We start from the raw sequence: 16,332 nt of genomic DNA, 5'->3' as shown, positions 1-16,332 counted from the left end.
CGATAAAAGATAAGGGCACAGAGCCAGGTTCTGTGAACCAATTTTTTTCCGACCGAAACCAAGGCAACTATTGTTGTGCAACAAATAATAACGCCTTGTAGCCCGTCATGAAGGCGCAGCCGAAATGCGGGATAACGATTCCTAATCGGCACATCAAACCCGCAATACGGCCGCAGGCCTCCTTACGGGCTACTGTCTTTTCGCAAAAAAATGGTGCTAATTGGCCGCATTTGCATCTGTTAAAATTTTGGTTCACAGAACCTGGAGTCATTGATACATTGGAGTGGGGAACATGGGGTGGGTATCCGGAATCAATGGTTGTTTTTCATCTGTAACCGGTTGAACGGTTCTCGTTGTTTTTCTCATGGAGGGCTGTTTGGGATTTGTTCTTGTGTGTTCCTGCCCAACAGCCAACGCCTTCAAATATTGCCTACAGGTTATATGATCGTCGTATTTGCCTTTTCTAAGAGACGCCATGCTTTTCGCCAGTTTCTGCTCTTCCCTGGTTTCAGTGGCGGACATCAACCCTGCCTCATTAAGACCTCTTGTTTCAACGTCATTGGTTCCCGGTGTTCCTGTTGCCATTTCTACCAGGGCATGATTGGCCTCGGTACTGCCGTAGGTAGCGAAAAATGCTTTTTTGCCGTCATTGGAATCATGATAACCCAGGATTTTACCTTCCAGCTCAAACTGTTTTTTTCGGGCGGCACGTTGTTCCGCTATTTCCCCGGCGCGATCAGCGGCACTCATGCAGCCTCCCTGCAAGGTACCAAGTGTTTCAGCCAGAAGTCCTTCACAAGCGGCTTTGAAGACGACTCGTCTATCATGATGGTGTGCTATCCATTGGGGCAGGTTAAAAGGCAGCATGAGAATGTTCTCGAAAACAAACGCGGTAACACCAAGAATGCCCCTGACCGTCCAGTCCGCCAAATGCCCGAGAACGGGCAACTGACGAAAATAGTCGCGCGTAAAATTAGTGATGGTACGTCGGATAGAGCCTGCCCAGGTTTCATGGACGGTGCATTTTAATTCAACTGCGGCGTGCAGACTCAAGGCCAGATTTTCCCGTGCCGGGGCCGTATCCATTATATCGGGAAGATAATCGGGATCGGCTCGTAGTGCGGTTGTGAGATGGATCAGGGCATCTCGTACGGTTTGGGGAACAAATTTATGGGCTGTAAAAAAGGAATGATCCGGGGAATTCAGAAAGGCAATCACATGGTTCAGATCATCACCAGGCTGCAATTGGGCAATTTTTTTAAAATGGGCCAGGGCTTGTACAATCAGGCGCCGGGAGTCATTCACATCATTGTTGCGGACGCGGGCTCTGGCATGCCACATATTGACGCAGTTGTTGGTTTCCAGTAATTCGATTTGAACGCGCTGGTAACCCTCGGGAATCACGTCTTGCAATTGGGTGTGAAAGTAGGTTCGGTTAAGCCAGACAATGTTGCCGTTCTCTTTGTGTCTAAGAATGATGTTGTTACTGAAGAGCTTTCGTATAGCCTGATTGGCTATGGTTTTGGAATCCAGGACACTGGCTTCCAGATACGAACTTTTCGCCTTGTTTTGATCCGGGGAAAACGAAACTTCATCGCCAATAAGTGTCTGATGCAAAATGGTAAACGGGATGGTGTCGTCATTTTGATAAAGAGCGCCCCATTTTTCCAGAAAGGCGTTTAATTCGTTTTTCAGCCGTTTGCTGGATATCAGTTGTAAATGGTTCCAGTCCGTCAGTGTTTGCCGGCTGTCAGTATTGCTGACAGCCAGCGGTTCGGTCACCGCCATGCGGATGTTGTGCCCCATACTTTTGAGCTCACCGTCTTTAATAATAATGTCAATGCACTCAAAGGCGTTCGCCGGATTGGGAGTATGTCGCGACATGGGGGTGGACGATTGTTTTTTTAAGTCATTTTTATGAGTTGTAAAAAAATTCCCTAGCCAGGGATGTGTCTCATCATCCCCTACGTCTTTGGCTAGTTTTCGATACCATGATTCCTTGCCCGTCCAATAATTAATGGGTTTGTTCATTCCGGATCGGGTAATTTTAAATTCAACCGGGCCGAAGGACATCGGAGCCGCATAACGCAACATGGTGGTATTTTCATTCAAAGGTTGTACCACGCAACTGGCGACACAAACGTCTTTCTTCCATAAAAAATCCCTTACGAAATTAATGGCGTGATTCGCTTGCTTGCGGCTGTCAACCACGCCTTTGGTGCAAAGCAGAGACGATAAGGCGCCATGGAAACGCCGTAATTCCTTTTTCGCGTGCTTGCAGCCTTTTTCCTGATCGTTGTGATGTATAGCCATATTTTGTTGAAATTTTTGCAGTAAGGCCAGCAATTCGGGCATGCCGGGAGTAACCGGTGGATTACGCCCAAGAGAACTGCGGAGCTTATGAGACGAATCCAATGGCATATGTTTGAGAATTTCAAGGGCTGCGCGAACCGCATCCAGCCCGCGTGCGAAGACATCATCGATGCCGCTGTTGATATTCTGATGTGGCTGATGCGGGTACACCCGGACAGGTTTGCCGTTTATCTCTATTTTGACTGATTTTAAATCAAGACTGGCTTCTCTCATTTTAATCAGGCGATCCTGCAATTCCTCATAGGATATTCCGGCATCAACGGATTTACGGGGCGGTTGCCATATCATCCCATTCCACCTGGTTTTAGCCTGGCGAAGACGAGCGTTAAAATTAACCAAGTTGCTCTGTTCGTATAATGTTTTGGCTTGCAGGTGTGTCAATAGCATAGAAAATGTCCAATAATTTTCTGATTACTTATTGAATAATATCAGGTATTTTTCAATTGTTAACGCATCGTCAAAGTCGTTTTTCTATTCATTTTGCAAGACAGGCGAGCACATAGGGGCGCCACAATATTTTAACCAGGTCGTTGTATTTTTTTTTTTGAAACGGTAAGAATAAGGTATTCCTTTTTGTCGTGAAGAGTTGCGTGCCGAAATATCAGGGAAGAACGTTAACCAAAATTGAAGAAAAATCGGGCGGCAAGAATCGGGGTTCCGTTAATGGTTTTTATCAGGATGGCAGCACCAGGCAATATTTCATCAAAAAGCCTGACAAAATAGCGGAGTTATTTACGGAGTTGTTTGCCGGATTACTCCTGGATGAGCTTAAACGGCGCGGGCTTATCGACAAAAAATACCACTCGTTGTTAATCTGTGCCGATTGGATTCAATTTGACGATAAATCCTATGGGCTGATACAACCCAGAGTTCTGTTTAATGAATTATTCAGGGAGATTGGCACGGCCTACAGGGACGGTTCCGATCGCGATCCGCGTCTGGAAATGGTATGGGGGCCGTATTACTATCGCGCCATAGCCGACATGCAGCCGTATCTGGGATTAGCCCTTATTTTGATGTTGTCTTTACTGCTTGGCGACTACAGTGTACATAGCGGTAATGTGGTTTGTTTCAAATATCTGTCCTTACAGGAGTGTTTTGTTACGTTATTAGCGCGCATTGACCTGGGAGCGGCGTTTCGCAATTATGCCTGTCCGGATAATAACAAGGACTTGCTTTATCCTATGGAATACCAGGGGATGGCCAACTATCGCTGGTATACCAAAGGGTATATATGGAATTACCTGGGTATACCTGGAATATTGCCTGCTATAGCCGCCGAATCCGCATCATTAAAAAAGAGGGTGAGCGATGAGGAGCTTGCCGATATTTTAACCTGTGTATTAAACCGGATCCCGGCTGATCTTCTCGATAAACGAGCCAAATATGAGCTGGCTGGCTATATGGGGATGGGCTCTTTTGCGTCTGTCGATTTCGGTCATGTGCCCAGTTATCAATGGTTTATCAAGGATATGATAACGACTCTTAATATACGGTTAACCAAAATGACGGAATTCAAGGATCGGGCTGATGAGCATGTCTCGACAACAAAATCAACGCCCTACAGGGATTACAATGCGGGGGTTGTCCATATTGAAATCAATGACGAGTTGACTTTTCCGCAACAAATAGTGCATTGGCGCAATCATATCGCCGAAGTGGATGAACTGGCCTTATTTGATTTTAATACGGTATTGTTACCGTCGCTGGTGGCGCAATTTAACAGATATCTGGATAATTTGTTGTTTCAGGGCGGTGAATCCGTTGGCGGCTCCAGGGTTTCTACCGACTGTGAAGGCCGGGAGAATCATCGGGATGTCCTGAAGCGTAAATACGTTTTAAAAGAGGATGCAACCCCTTTGTTTTCCTGTGACGAATCCATTTTGCCTTATCTGAATGGGAAAAATGACGCGTATTGGCAACAGGTGGAAAATAGTTTGTCTCTGGGTTTTAATTTGATCATTCTGATTCGTATGTTATGCGACGCTCAACAGGAATTGTTCAACAAAAAACCCACGGTATCGCAAATACCGGATCTTCTTATCTCGTTCAAAACCGGCCTTGAAACATGGTATAACGCAAACCGGAAACTGGATGAGTTATGCGTGATGGAACCCTCGCAGACAGATATTGGTGAGCAAAATCAGAAATCCGTGGCGGAGTTGATATTGTTTTTTAACCGGAAATCAAATGACAGGAAACCAGCGAACTGTCAGGAGATAAACAAATCGTTTGCACATACGGGTCATTAATGATGTATTTATCGGATTATCATATAGACCAATTAACCATGTCGGTTTAATCTAGTCTCTGTTGAAATTTTACTGTCTGGTGCCTCATCCTGTAAATAACAGCCGATTAACGATCGTGTTATTTACAGGATGAGGTACCAGAGGGTTTGAGGAAAATGAATGAAACAGAATGTTTTTGTTAACCGCATATTAAATATGAAAAAAATCAAGTACATTGGCCTGGATATGGATCATACCTTAATCCGCTATGATACGCCCAAATTTGAAACACTGGTTTATTCCCTGGTGATAGATCGGCTCATCGAAAATAATAATTATCCTGAAGCCATCAGGCAGTTCCAATTTAATTTTAATGACGCGATCCGCGGTCTGGTTATTGACAGCAAAAATGGGAATTTATTGAAATTGAGCCGCTATGCGGCTATCAGACAAAGCTATCATGGCACCAGACGGATAGGTTTTGCCGAACAGCAGACGTTTTATCGCAGTATTTATGTGGATTTGGGTGATCCGAATTATATGGTCATAGACACCTCGTTTTCCATCGCGTTTGCCGTGCTTTATGGGCAACTGATCGATTTCAAGGACGAATATCCTGACCTGCTGCCCGGTTATCATGAGATAGCGCTTGATGTTTTAAAATATGTTGATGTCGTTCATGCCGACGGCAGTCTGAAAAAAATCATCAGCGCTAATCTCGACGAATATGTCCTTAGGGATAAAAAAGTGGTGGATGGCCTGAAATGGTATGTGCAACATGGCAAAAAATTGTTTATTTTGACCAATTCGGATTATTCCTATTCCAGGCTCATGCTTGATTATGCGATCAATCCTTTTCTGGATAAATCGGAACAATGGGATAGTCTGTTTGAGTTTGTCATTACTTTAGCCAACAAGCCCCGTTTTTTTTACGATAACCTGAAATTTCTGCGTATTAATCCCTCGGACGGCACCATGACCAATTTCCATGGACCTATCGCTCCTGGCGTGTATCAGGGAGGCTGCGCTAAAAAATTTACCTACGACTTGAATATCAGCGGTGATGAAATACTTTATATCGGTGATCACATTTATGGCGATATCCTGCGCTTGAAAAAGGATTGCAACTGGCGTACCGCGTTAGTCGTGGAAGAGCTTGGGGAAGAAATCGCTTCCCAGATTAAGGCGCGCCAGACGGAGTTGAAAATTGTCGAGGCCATGGATATTAAAAAACATCTGGAACAGCAGCATGTGGATCTCTGCACCAAACGCATCGACGAGCACACCGGCCAATACGATGAAGCCATACATGATTTGCACGATAAACTGACTGCTATTGATACGGATATTACCCGGTTGTTACAGGAAGAGCATCAGTTCTATAATCCCAGATGGGACAGGGTTTTCCGGGCCGGGGCGGAAGAAAGTTATTTTGCCTATCAGGTGAATCGTTATGCCTGTATTTATATGGAAAAACTGTCCGATTTGCTGGAGCACTCACCTCTGACTTATTTTCGTGCCAATCGAAGGTTATTGGCACACGACAGGGCATTGTATTCCGAGGATAATCAGGTTTCGTGAATAAAAATTGCGTAAGTTGTGCAGGCAACCGGTATAGTCTAAATTTTAATTTTCTGTAAGGATTCCCGCAGGGATTTGATGGATTTTATAGTACGTTTGTGTTGATCGGGCTGCCTGGATGCGTTTTTTAACCGTGTCTGCTCGTAATTGTTATATTTTATGGTTAATTCTTTGCTCAGTGTCGGTCGTTGCCGGATTAACTCGTGGATTTGCCGATGTAGAGTGGCCGGGGGGGTGGTGGCGATGCCCAGCCGTTTTATTTCCCGTAACAAGCGCTGGTGTTCGCGTGATAATGGCCCTTTCCTGTTATACAGACTTAACTGATAGCAAAGACTACCGACAAGAAGAAAAAAAACCAGGATCATAACCGAAATCTGCAATAGTCTCATGCCATCCCAATCTTTAAAGCCAATATGCCTTAAAAAGTTTTGTTGATTATCGTAATTATAAAAAAGAAGCCAGCGTTCCCAGAAAAACTGGGCGGATTCCAGCAAAAACATCATACGCGTCGTCCAGGACAGTTTGGTTTGTGTTTCCCCCCAGTTGAAAAACCAGGATGGATTGTAGCGATTGGCCTGTTGCTGCCAGATGGTTTTATCAATACGAGCGACTGAGATGTAGAGGGTTGGGTCAAAACGCTGCCATCCTTTTCCTTCCTGCCAATATTCCAGCCAGGCATGGGCGTTATTTTGCTGGATAGTGAGGTATTGGACTATGGGATTCCAGTTGCCCCCGAAATAACCGACAACGATTCGGGCCGGGATCCCGACGGAACGGAGGATAAAAGCGACCGAGCTGGCGTAATATTCACAATATCCTTTACGGGATTCAAACCAGAACTGATCCATCTGGTTTATGCTTTTGGGAGTATCTCCGGCATTTAGACTATACCAGTAAGGTTGCTGATGGATATGAAGACGAATTCTGTTAATCAGGGCGTTCGTATCCCCATGAGCGGCCGCAAACTGTTGCCGCGCCCAGGCTCGTAATTTGGGATTTCCCTGTTTTGGAAGTTGTGTATACCTATGATAGGCGTATCGTGACAAAGGGCGATAGGTTGGTTTTTGCGTCGCGATGGAGTAAATAAAACGTTGTGAGACGACGCGATTTTTAACCTGAGTCAGTCCCGTTTCCGGTGAATAAAGCAATGTCGGACTGGATGCTACCGGATTATCCTGATAAAACAGCCATTTTTTTTGATGGGGTTCCAGGAGTATTTGATAATCAGCCCGGTGATGCCGGCTTATTTTCTGCAAGGGTGTAAAAGACACGTCGTTTTGCGATACGCCGGTCCATCGCCAGCCATCGTATCGACTTAATACCAGGCCTCGCCAGTACAGATCGGGTTTGAATGCCGCTTGAAAGGTAATACGCATGATCTTGCTGTCGTCATTGAAAAGATCATTCATATTATTCAGTGTCAATTCTTCATGAAATCCGGCCCTGGTTTCAGTCATGGCGGGAACTTGCCATAACGGATTGGTCAGGCGCGGGAACAAATAAAAAAGTATCATACTAACGGGTAGGGCCAGAAAGAGGTGTTTGGTCGTTATCATGGCGGATTGTTTGAACGTTATTGCCGGGGAAGTGACTTTCAGCATCAACAAAAAATTGGCGAAAACGGCGAGAAGTAAATAAATAAAAATCCATAATTCCAGATTCAATAAAATAACGGTCAGGATCAGATAAAAATGGCATAGAATCAGGACTCTTAAGTCTCTGGTCGTGTGGACTTCCAGGCTTTTCAAGGCAATGAAAACAAGGAGAAAATTTATGAAAAATGTACCGGACCACAGGTTGCCCTGTTGTTTGAGGAGCAGTGTCGTGATACCCAGGAGGATTAACAGCAAACGGGCTGCCGGGCCGGGCAACGGCCAGGCAACGTAGTCTGCCAGCAATCGATAGACGATAATCCCGAGGATAAGCAGGGAGATCCACCAGGAGACCTGCATGATTTGAGGGGAATAGCAAAATATCATTACCATCAGGGCAAATCGTGTCGTGGTGTGCTGCGTTGTGTTCATCAGTACATAGCCAGTTGACGCAAGCATTGCTTTAAATGCTCCGTACCTTGTGAGAAAGAAGTGCGTATACCCTTTATTTCCAAAGCGTAGAGTAATCCTCTCCGTTCCGCATCATGAAGCCAGTAACTGAGATGTTCCAGCGCGTGCTCGATGTCTCTGTCCGGCAAATCGTCGAGGCGGAATAGCCAGCAGTCGCCTTCGGGATCGTTCATTGTTTTGAGGTACCAGCCCTGACCGCGCGCAGCGATTTTCCAGGCAATGCGGTTTGACTGGATCCAGGGATTATCCACCGGCTTTAAATTATCAAGATCTTCATGGCCAGGTTTGCTTTTGCGACGGTCTCCCTCGCTCGTCCACGCTGCGGGCCAGAATCCGGGTGAAACGGCTGCGGGATAAACGTAATAGTCTCTGTCAAAAAACGCATAGCCCCAGACCCTAAACAGGCCGAATGGATAATCACTGTAAAAACGCATGACTGGAAATTTATAATGACCTCGTCTCTTGCCATGCAAGGAAATAACCAATTGTTTTCCTTCCGGCGGCAGCATATCGATACCTGTTTTTTCTTGACCCTTGATTTGGTAGCACAGATTAAACCGCGTCTTGCCATTGGCTTTCAGATAAAAAACGGCGTGTGTCGTTTCTCCCTGCTGAATATCATTAATGGTCAGGAAACTGATGGAAAGGCCTTGTAAATTGGCATGCGCTTCCCAGGCGCTGATCAATCCGGCCACACCAGGAATAAACGTTAGTAAAAAAATAGCGCTCATCTGATAATTGACGGCGCAAAGAAACAAGGTTAGCAAAACTACAGCGTAAACCCAGCCGAACAGGGAAGGAAGAATATAGAGGTTTCGAGATTTAAGATGCTGGGGATTGTCCCGGGTGCCTCGCTTTTTTACCCAATGATACCAGTATTGCCATAATCGTTGTTTGATTGCGGTACTCAAAGCGGAACCTCAACGTGATTAAGAAGTAAATCGGTTGCCGAATACGGAACGTTAGCCTGTTTGATGACCAGACGATGATTAACGACGGCGGCCATAATCGCCTGGACGTCGTCCGGTCGGACAAAATCCCTGTCGTCGGTACGGGCGTACGCTTTGGATGCTTTGACCAGAGCCATGCCGGCCCGGGGACTTAGCCCATGGTAAAACCAGTCCTGTTGCCGGCTTGCAGCCAGGATCTCCTGGATATAATCCAGGACAGGATCGGACACATGAACGAGCAGACTTTCCCTTTGCCAGGTTATTAATTGATCCACATTGCTGACCGGCGGCCTGTCAAACAGGTTGTCATTACCGGGCAATGTTAATAATTTTCTCTCGGCGTCCGGCGGCGGATAACCAATGGTCAGGCACATTAAAAATCGATCCAGTTGTGATTCGGGAAGCAAATAGGTACCGGTTTGATGAGAGGGATTTTGAGTGGCAATGACAAAAAAGGGATTCGGCAGGAGATGGGTTCCTTCTTCTGTGGTAACCTGCCGTTCTTCCATGGCTTCCAGCAAGGCGCTTTGTGTCCTTGGTGTGGCACGGTTCACTTCATCGGCCAAAATCAATTGCGAGAAAATAGGGCCGTAGTGAAAATGAAACTGCTGTTGCTCCGGATCAAAGATGGATACACCTAGCAAATCACCGGGAAGCATATCACTGGTAAATTGAATGCGCCGGTATTTCATACCGACAAAATGTGCCAGGGCATGGCTAAAGGTGGTTTTGCCCATTCCCGGAATATCTTCCAGTAACAAATGTCCGTTGGCCAGAAGGCATGTGATACCCAGACGGATAACCTCGTCTTTTCCAAGTAATACATGACTCAGGGCGTTTTGTAATTCCTTGATCATACAATAATCATCCTGACTAATTTTGTTCGCGAAACCTGCGCTCTGTGCCTGTGGATCAGGCAGTGCATCGTTTGTCAGTCTGTCGTCAAGCTCTCGTCACCAGTCCTGTCGCTAGTTGCTAAAATATCTATTATATATTTTTATATAAGTTCCGTCCGCTTGTATGCTTAAGAGCCCTGAATTGATGGCTTTGATTAATTGCTTATTTTTTTCGAGGGCTAGAAAACCATAGCCTTGCCCAATTGGAATTTTGTCCCCTACCAGCTTGAAGTTCATTGCTACATTATTTATTAAATATTCCGCCACTTTATTATTTAAGAAAATGGCATCAACCTCATGGGTTGCCAATCCATCGATTAGATCGGAAAATTTCTGGTATTGTTTTATGTTGTCAAAGGTATAATTGCCTTGCTGAATTAACACGTCGTACAGGGTGTTTTTTAAAACACCTATTTTTTTATTTTTTAAGTCATTTACAGAGTTGATATTGCCTGTACTCACCGTAATAAATCGGCCGTCGCTGGGAAAATAGGGCAGGCTAAAGAGATATTGTCCCTCACTTTCAGCAATAATCGGATTTACGCTTGCGGCCAGGTCAATGGTTCCATCATTCAATAATTGCAACTGGTTGCTTAATAAAATAAGCTTAAAGGAACATTCGATTTTAAGCTGATTGCAAATAGCATTCGATATGTCTACGGTAAATCCATAACAATTCAAGCCGTCGTTGGTTATGCTGGAGAAAGGTGGGGCGTACTCCATAACACCGATAGTGACCGGTTTACTATCAGCCACTATACTGCTCAGGAATAAAATTATAAAAGCCAGAAACTTCATAATTATACTCCCGAGTTTGTTCTTTTAAATTTAGGAACAAGCCGCAGTTTTGTCAAATAAAAATACTTTCTGCCTAAAAATACTATTGCTTGCATTATGGCCTTACCTTATCACGGGCTACGTCCTTAAAATGGGGACGTAGCCCGCTTGAGACACGGATTCAGAAAGATTATTGCTTTTTACGATAAGGCACATAGACCGGATTCCAGATATGTTTGCGAATGCGCTGTTCCAGTTCATCATCGGACATCGGATCAGCCAGATCACTTTTTATCGCTTCCCTGGCTACGGCGAGTGCGACACGATAGGAGACGTTTCGGACTTCGGTCAATGGCGGCAGCAGATTATCTTTTGGGTTTTGTTTGGCCGGTGCGCAGTCGGCGAGCGCTTTGGCGGCGACCATGAACATTTTATCCGAGATATGTCTGGCCTGTGCCGCGATGGCGCCCAGACCCATGCCAGGGAATATATAAACATTATTGGTTTGATCGACCCGGAATTGCTTGCCATTTTTGATGATGTTGCCAAAGGGGCTTCCGGTCCCAATGACCGCACGGCTATCCGTCCATAACATTAAATCTTCAGGCGTGGCTTCGCTGCGGGAAATGGGGTTGGAGAGCGGCATGATGATGGGACGGTCAACATGGGAGGCCATATCCCGGATTAGTTCCTCATGGAACAGGCCGGGCTGGCCGGATACACCAACCAGGGCATTGGGATGCAAATTATGAATCACGTCTTTCAAGCTGATAAAATCAGGATTTTCACATTGCCAGTTGGCGACAATGGCCCGGGGTTTCAGTAATTTCTGTTGAAACGGTAACAGATCTTTCATGCCCTCGAGTAACAAACCATTACGATCAATCATATAAATTTGTGAGCGAGCCTGTGCTTCCGACACACCGTCTTCAACCATGGCATGTACGACTAGTTCCGCGATGCCGCATCCCGCGGATCCGGCACCGACGATAACGATTTTTTGATCACGTAAATGAATGCCCGTGACCTGTACCGCCGATAATAAGGTTCCGGTCGCTATGGCTGCTGTACCTTGTACGTCATCGTTAAACGTACATAGCTGATTGCGGTAAGTGTCGAGCAGTCGAGTGGCGTTTTGCAGGGCAAAATCCTCCCATTGCAATAAAATATGAGGAAAACGTTTTTTAACGGCTTGCACAAAAGCGGCTACGAAATCATCATAGTCTTTGTCTCGTATCCGTTCATGGCGCCAGCCGATGTAGAGCGGATCTTGAAGCAGCTCCGAATTATTGGTCCCCGTATCCAGTAAAATGGGCAAAGTGGAGGCGGGATGAATACCGGCGCAGGCACAATATAACGCCAGTTTTCCTATAGGAATACCCATTCCTCCCGCTCCCTGATCGCCAAGGCCAAGGATGCGTTCCCCGTCGGAAACAACAATGGCCTTGACCTGATCAAAGCGAGCATTCGCAAGTATCTGATCTATTTTATCCTTATAGGGATAGGCAATAAATACACCGCGCGGGCGGCGGTAAATATGACTGAATTTCTGACAAGCGGCACCGACTACCGGCGTATAGACGATGGGCATGATTTCAGCGATATGTTCGCAGAGCAGACTATAAAACAATGTTTCGTTGGAATCCTGAAGATCCCGCATGTAGATGTATTTCTCGAGTTCGGTCGGTTTGCTTTTAAAGGCCTCATACGATCGTGCGCGCTGTTCGACAAGTGAACTTTCTTCCGGAGGAATCAGTCCGTAGAGATTAAAGTCCGCACGTTCCCCGGGGCTAAAGCCCGTCCCTTTATTGAGTATGGGATTGGTTATAAGAGAAAAATCACTTGTTTTTACTTCAAAATAAGGATTTCCCTGTTCATCTTCCCGTTGCACATAGTCCATAACAATTTCCTTTTGCTAATAATTCCTAAAAGTATAGTACCGTTTCCATGTCATTTTTGATCGGATGGCGTACACCATTCGTTACACTTGATTACTCGCTTTTTTTTTCCAGTATTTCCGTCATTTCCCGAGATAAAATACGTGTTCCGAAAAAAGTACCTTGTCCGTACATGCAGCCCAGTTTTATTAGTTGATCCGTCGTCGCCTGATCCGGTATACCGCGGGCCATGACTTGCAGTTTGAGGGCGCTGGCTATTTGAATGATGGCCTGTACGATGTGTACGTATTTTTCATCACGTACCATTTTGCTGATAAACGACCCGTCAATTTTAATTTCATGAACAGGAAAATTGATTAAATAAACAAAGGAAGTGTAGCCGGTAGAAAAATCCTTAATAGCTATTTGAACACCAAGGGCGGCAATATTATTCAAGGCTGTCAGTGTCTTGGCCTGATCACTGAGACAGGCTTTTTCAGTCAATGAAATTTTCAGGTATTGGGGGGGCAGCTTGCTATTTACCAGGGATTCCTGAATGAGTGGCACAAGCTCGGGATCACCAAGATCGGCAATGGACAGATCCATTTCCCCGTAAATTTTGTTGCCTTTATCATGCCAGGCGGCAATCTGCTTAATGAGATTCTTTAAGGTAAAAAACACCAGTTTTCTAGCATAACGTGCGTCATCCATAAGTTGAAATAATTTTTCCTCGTTAAGGACTTCCATGTCTGTATTTTCCAGTTTGACAGAGGCTTCCACGCCGATAATCTTTCCGGATCTCAACTCAACATGCGGTTGAAACTGCAAAAAGGCTTTGTCATTATCAATAGACTGCTCAAACGCATCAAGCATAGCCCGATTAATGGTTGTCTTATCCTGGATCCCGGAGTGATAGATGGCATACGGCTTGCCTTCTTTTTTGGCAAAATAAATGCTGTCGGTTGCGTGCGTCATCAGCGTTTCTGGCGTTAATCCATGAGTCGGATAAATCGCGGCGCCGACGGTTGTCGTAATGCTCATATTAATGCCTTCTATCATGAAATGAACCGAGGTTTCCTGGCTGATATTATCCAGCAATTGATCCAAATCCAGGTTTTTGCTTAATCTTGGCAGCAACACGGCAAATTCATCGTTACGTAAACGGGCAATAACGTTCATACCCATGTAGGCATCGAGCATCGATGGTTTGATGAGGATAGACTTTAGCTTGTCTGCAAACTGAACCAGAAACGTATTGGCGTGAAAACTTCCGAATCCGTAATTAATCTCTTTAAAATCATTAATGTTTAATACGAATACGGCGGCTTGACTGTCGCTGTCCAGTTGACCGATGGCTTGTTTTATCCGTTCAATAAACAGGTGGTAATTGGGTAAATTGGTAAGGCGATCATGCGTGGATTCGTATTTGAGCTTGATTTCCAGATTGTCCTTTTTACTGGTCAGTTCCCGGGTTTTATCCTGGAGCATGGATTCGGCTTTGTTAGCCAATCCATAACAAAACGACTGGCCCCAGTAGGCGAAAATAAAAGGGGACAGATCAAGTGCCCAGATGGCCGGGTTTGTTGTCTGTGCCAGCAAGATACTGTCAATGGAAATATTGCCGCTTATTTGATACGCGACAATGAGGGTTGCCAGAACGATACTGCTTATTGAAATGCCCAGGCCCATCATGGAATAACGGTTTACATGGCTTTTAAACAATTCTGATTTGATAAATGACATTATTCTCGCCGCGGATATTCCCTTGTTTCGTGAATATCGGCCAATGAATAATTATCTTTAGGTGTGCCCAGGTTGTGTTGTCATGCCTGCCATGGCAGCGAAAGGCCGGTGATTCGTTCATTTTTACAGGCCGGGTTATCAATGCCTGCCCGGCAAATCCGCAACTCTGTTTTGTGGATGCGAGACGTTTAGGGAGCCTACATCTGGACTGTGGGGCTTGTGGAAGGATAATTAAGTTCCTGTATTTTTTTCTCCAGAGTTTTTGTCCACTCCATGAACGAATTACAGGTTTCAACCTTTTGCACCCTGAAAAACCGATCATCCAGGCCGATTTCCTGCAGTTTTTTACGCAACTCGTCATTAATACCTTTTAGCAGGCAGCGCTTGGCACTACTGACGCAGTTGTTGCTAATTATGGAATATTTTTGTTGTCGCTCATCCATCATGGCCTTCAGGATTTCCTGTTCATCGAGATGGTAGTAATTGTCACCGTCTTTTTTGGTTGGCAATTTGATGGAAGAATCCGGATGGCATCCCCCGGTTAAATTACGAGATTCGATAAAATTGGCTTCACGGCTCGTATAATCTCTCTGGAGACGGGATTTTTCTTTCAAATCCTGTAGGTCTTCCATGGTTCTGCCTTTAATTTTATCGTCAAGTTGTTTGATACCGTCTTGATAATATTTGATAGCCTTCTGTTTCTCTTCCAGTTGGTCATCGATTTTTTCGATATCCTCTTTATAATCTTTTTCATACTCTCTTAATGAATTTAATTTTTCATTTTTATCAATATTTAATTGATCAATTTTTCTCTTTAATTTAGTATTTCTGATATTTAATTCAGTCAATTGAATTTGAGTTTTTGTGTCTGGATACTGGATTTTCCTCAAGTAATTTAAAGTCCTTTCTGTGGCGACAATTTTGCTTTTTATTTGATTGATTATGCCGTCAACATTAGCCAATTCTTCCTTGGTTTTTTTTATGATATTTTCATAATGTTTTTGAGTTTTGTTTTTCTGTTCGGCAAGAAAGTGACATTCCGTTTCAATTTTTTTTATAGCCTCACCCCATTTTTGTTTATTCTCCAGACTGACTTCCAGTTCAGATATCTCCATTAAAAAATCCAGATTTTTTTTCTTTTCCATTTCTATTTTGTCACGGCTAACTCGCAAATGACGATGTTCAATGACCATTGGTGTACTTTTATCTTCCCGTAACATATCATTTTCATGCGTATTGAATTCCGGATCGACGCCTTGCAATACTTCGGTTTTTCGTGGCTTTTTATCAGGCCAGAAACTATGGGAGATTTGATCGCTTTTAAAGAAGGCAGGCTGTAAATGGGACGAGTCGGGACGGATAACGTCAACGGGAACAGGGGCAATAGACAGAGTTTTTCTGATGTTCAGCGCTTTGGCATGCTTTTCTGCAAAGTCGAAACTTTCCTTTGATTGCTCATCAATCTCCATGAAAAAATTAACATGCCCGACGTTCTCATCCTTACTGTCGCGAGCCAGAAGCGGCCCTAAAAACTTATGCGTGATTCGTTTATTAAACCGCATGGTGGTGGAAAGCCATATATTGACATAAAGCACGATAACAGGACTCCTGAACAACAATTAATCACGTCTTTAATCTATACGAAATTATAACATATTAATTAAAAAATAAACAATTCGCCGGGGTTCTCGTACCATGAATGGTCAGTTATTTGCAGGATGAGACACAATCGTTGCCATTGGATCAGGTATTTTTTGACTATTTTTACGAGATTATTTTTTATTAAAAATTTTTGCTAAAAAACAATTGCTTTTTTTGTAAAAAATCATTATTGTATGCCT

10 protein-coding genes are annotated in these 16,332 nt (G+C 44.4%); 2 read left to right on the top strand and 8 right to left on the bottom strand.

What is annotated here, in order from left to right; genetic code table 11:
* Nucleotides 1–267: 267 nt before the first annotated feature.
* Nucleotides 268–2,661, bottom strand: a complete 2,394-nt coding sequence (locus tag CKW05_RS11535; protein ID WP_058482546.1) for a hypothetical protein — start codon at nt 2,659–2,661, stop codon at nt 268–270.
* A 302-nt stretch (nt 2,662–2,963) separates the two neighbouring features.
* Between CKW05_RS11535 and CKW05_RS11530 the strand changes: the two genes are divergently transcribed.
* Together CKW05_RS11530 and CKW05_RS11525 are read left to right on the top strand one after the other, a co-directional pair.
* Nucleotides 2,964–4,625, top strand: coding sequence for a hypothetical protein (locus tag CKW05_RS11530; RefSeq protein WP_058482547.1), 1,662 nt, complete (start codon nt 2,964–2,966; stop codon nt 4,623–4,625).
* Between the two features lie 195 nt (nt 4,626–4,820).
* A complete protein-coding gene (locus tag CKW05_RS11525) occupies nt 4,821–6,185 on the top strand; it encodes an HAD-IG family 5'-nucleotidase (RefSeq protein ID WP_408607009.1) in 1,365 nt (454 codons plus the stop codon).
* 38 nt (nt 6,186–6,223) lie between these two features.
* On the opposite strand, the gene CKW05_RS11520 is transcribed toward CKW05_RS11525, so the two are convergent.
* The 7 genes from CKW05_RS11520 to CKW05_RS11490 all read right to left on the bottom strand — a co-directional run bounded on the left by CKW05_RS11520 (nt 6,224) and on the right by CKW05_RS11490 (nt 16,086).
* A complete protein-coding gene (locus tag CKW05_RS11520) occupies nt 6,224–8,209 on the bottom strand; it encodes a transglutaminase family protein (protein WP_058482549.1) in 1,986 nt (661 codons plus the stop codon).
* A complete protein-coding gene (locus CKW05_RS11515) occupies nt 8,209–9,159 on the bottom strand; it encodes a DUF58 domain-containing protein (RefSeq protein ID WP_058482550.1) in 951 nt (316 codons plus the stop codon). The genes CKW05_RS11520 and CKW05_RS11515 overlap by 1 nt, the downstream gene beginning before the upstream one ends.
* Nucleotides 9,156–10,055 (bottom strand): AAA family ATPase, encoded by a 900-nt coding sequence (locus CKW05_RS11510; protein ID WP_058482551.1) that lies wholly within the window; start codon nt 10,053–10,055, stop codon nt 9,156–9,158. The genes CKW05_RS11515 and CKW05_RS11510 overlap by 4 nt, the downstream gene beginning before the upstream one ends.
* Nucleotides 10,056–10,166: 111 nt before the next feature.
* The gene (locus CKW05_RS11505) at nt 10,167–10,892 is read right to left on the bottom strand and encodes a transporter substrate-binding domain-containing protein (RefSeq protein ID WP_058482552.1); all 726 of its coding nucleotides are present in this window, start codon (nt 10,890–10,892) and stop codon (nt 10,167–10,169) included.
* A gap of 169 nt (nt 10,893–11,061) precedes the next feature.
* Entirely contained in the window at nt 11,062–12,771 is a 1,710-nt protein-coding gene (locus CKW05_RS11500) for an NAD-dependent malic enzyme (protein WP_058482553.1), read from the bottom strand.
* A gap of 91 nt (nt 12,772–12,862) precedes the next feature.
* The gene (locus tag CKW05_RS11495; protein WP_058482554.1) at nt 12,863–14,491 is read right to left on the bottom strand and encodes a bifunctional diguanylate cyclase/phosphodiesterase; all 1,629 of its coding nucleotides are present in this window, start codon (nt 14,489–14,491) and stop codon (nt 12,863–12,865) included.
* A gap of 197 nt (nt 14,492–14,688) precedes the next feature.
* Nucleotides 14,689–16,086 (bottom strand): hypothetical protein, encoded by a 1,398-nt coding sequence (locus CKW05_RS11490; protein WP_058482555.1) that lies wholly within the window; start codon nt 16,084–16,086, stop codon nt 14,689–14,691.
* Nucleotides 16,087–16,332: the final 246 nt, after the last annotated feature.

The sequence above is a fragment of the Legionella spiritensis genome (genome assembly GCF_900186965.1).
Classification (GTDB): domain Bacteria; phylum Pseudomonadota; class Gammaproteobacteria; order Legionellales; family Legionellaceae; genus Legionella_C; species Legionella_C spiritensis.
Note: the sequence above shows the minus strand (reverse complement) of the source record. Positions and strands in the feature narration are given on the sequence as shown.

Bases quoted from the DNA above. Each gene is read 5' to 3' on its own strand.
- CKW05_RS11525 (WP_408607009.1), top strand. From the start codon at position 4,821: ATGAAAAAAATCAAGTACATTGGCCTGGATATGGATCATACCTTAATC.
- CKW05_RS11520 (WP_058482549.1), bottom strand. From the start codon at position 8,209: ATGAACACAACGCAGCACACCACGACACGATTTGCCCTGATGGTAATG.
- CKW05_RS11505 (WP_058482552.1), bottom strand. From the start codon at position 10,892: ATGAAGTTTCTGGCTTTTATAATTTTATTCCTGAGCAGTATAGTGGCT.
- CKW05_RS11535 (WP_058482546.1), bottom strand. From the start codon at position 2,661: ATGATATGGCAACCGCCCCGTAAATCCGTTGATGCCGGAATATCCTAT.
- CKW05_RS11500 (WP_058482553.1), bottom strand. From the start codon at position 12,771: ATGGACTATGTGCAACGGGAAGATGAACAGGGAAATCCTTATTTTGAA.
- CKW05_RS11510 (WP_058482551.1), bottom strand. From the start codon at position 10,055: ATGATCAAGGAATTACAAAACGCCCTGAGTCATGTATTACTTGGAAAA.
- CKW05_RS11495 (WP_058482554.1), bottom strand. From the start codon at position 14,491: ATGTCATTTATCAAATCAGAATTGTTTAAAAGCCATGTAAACCGTTAT.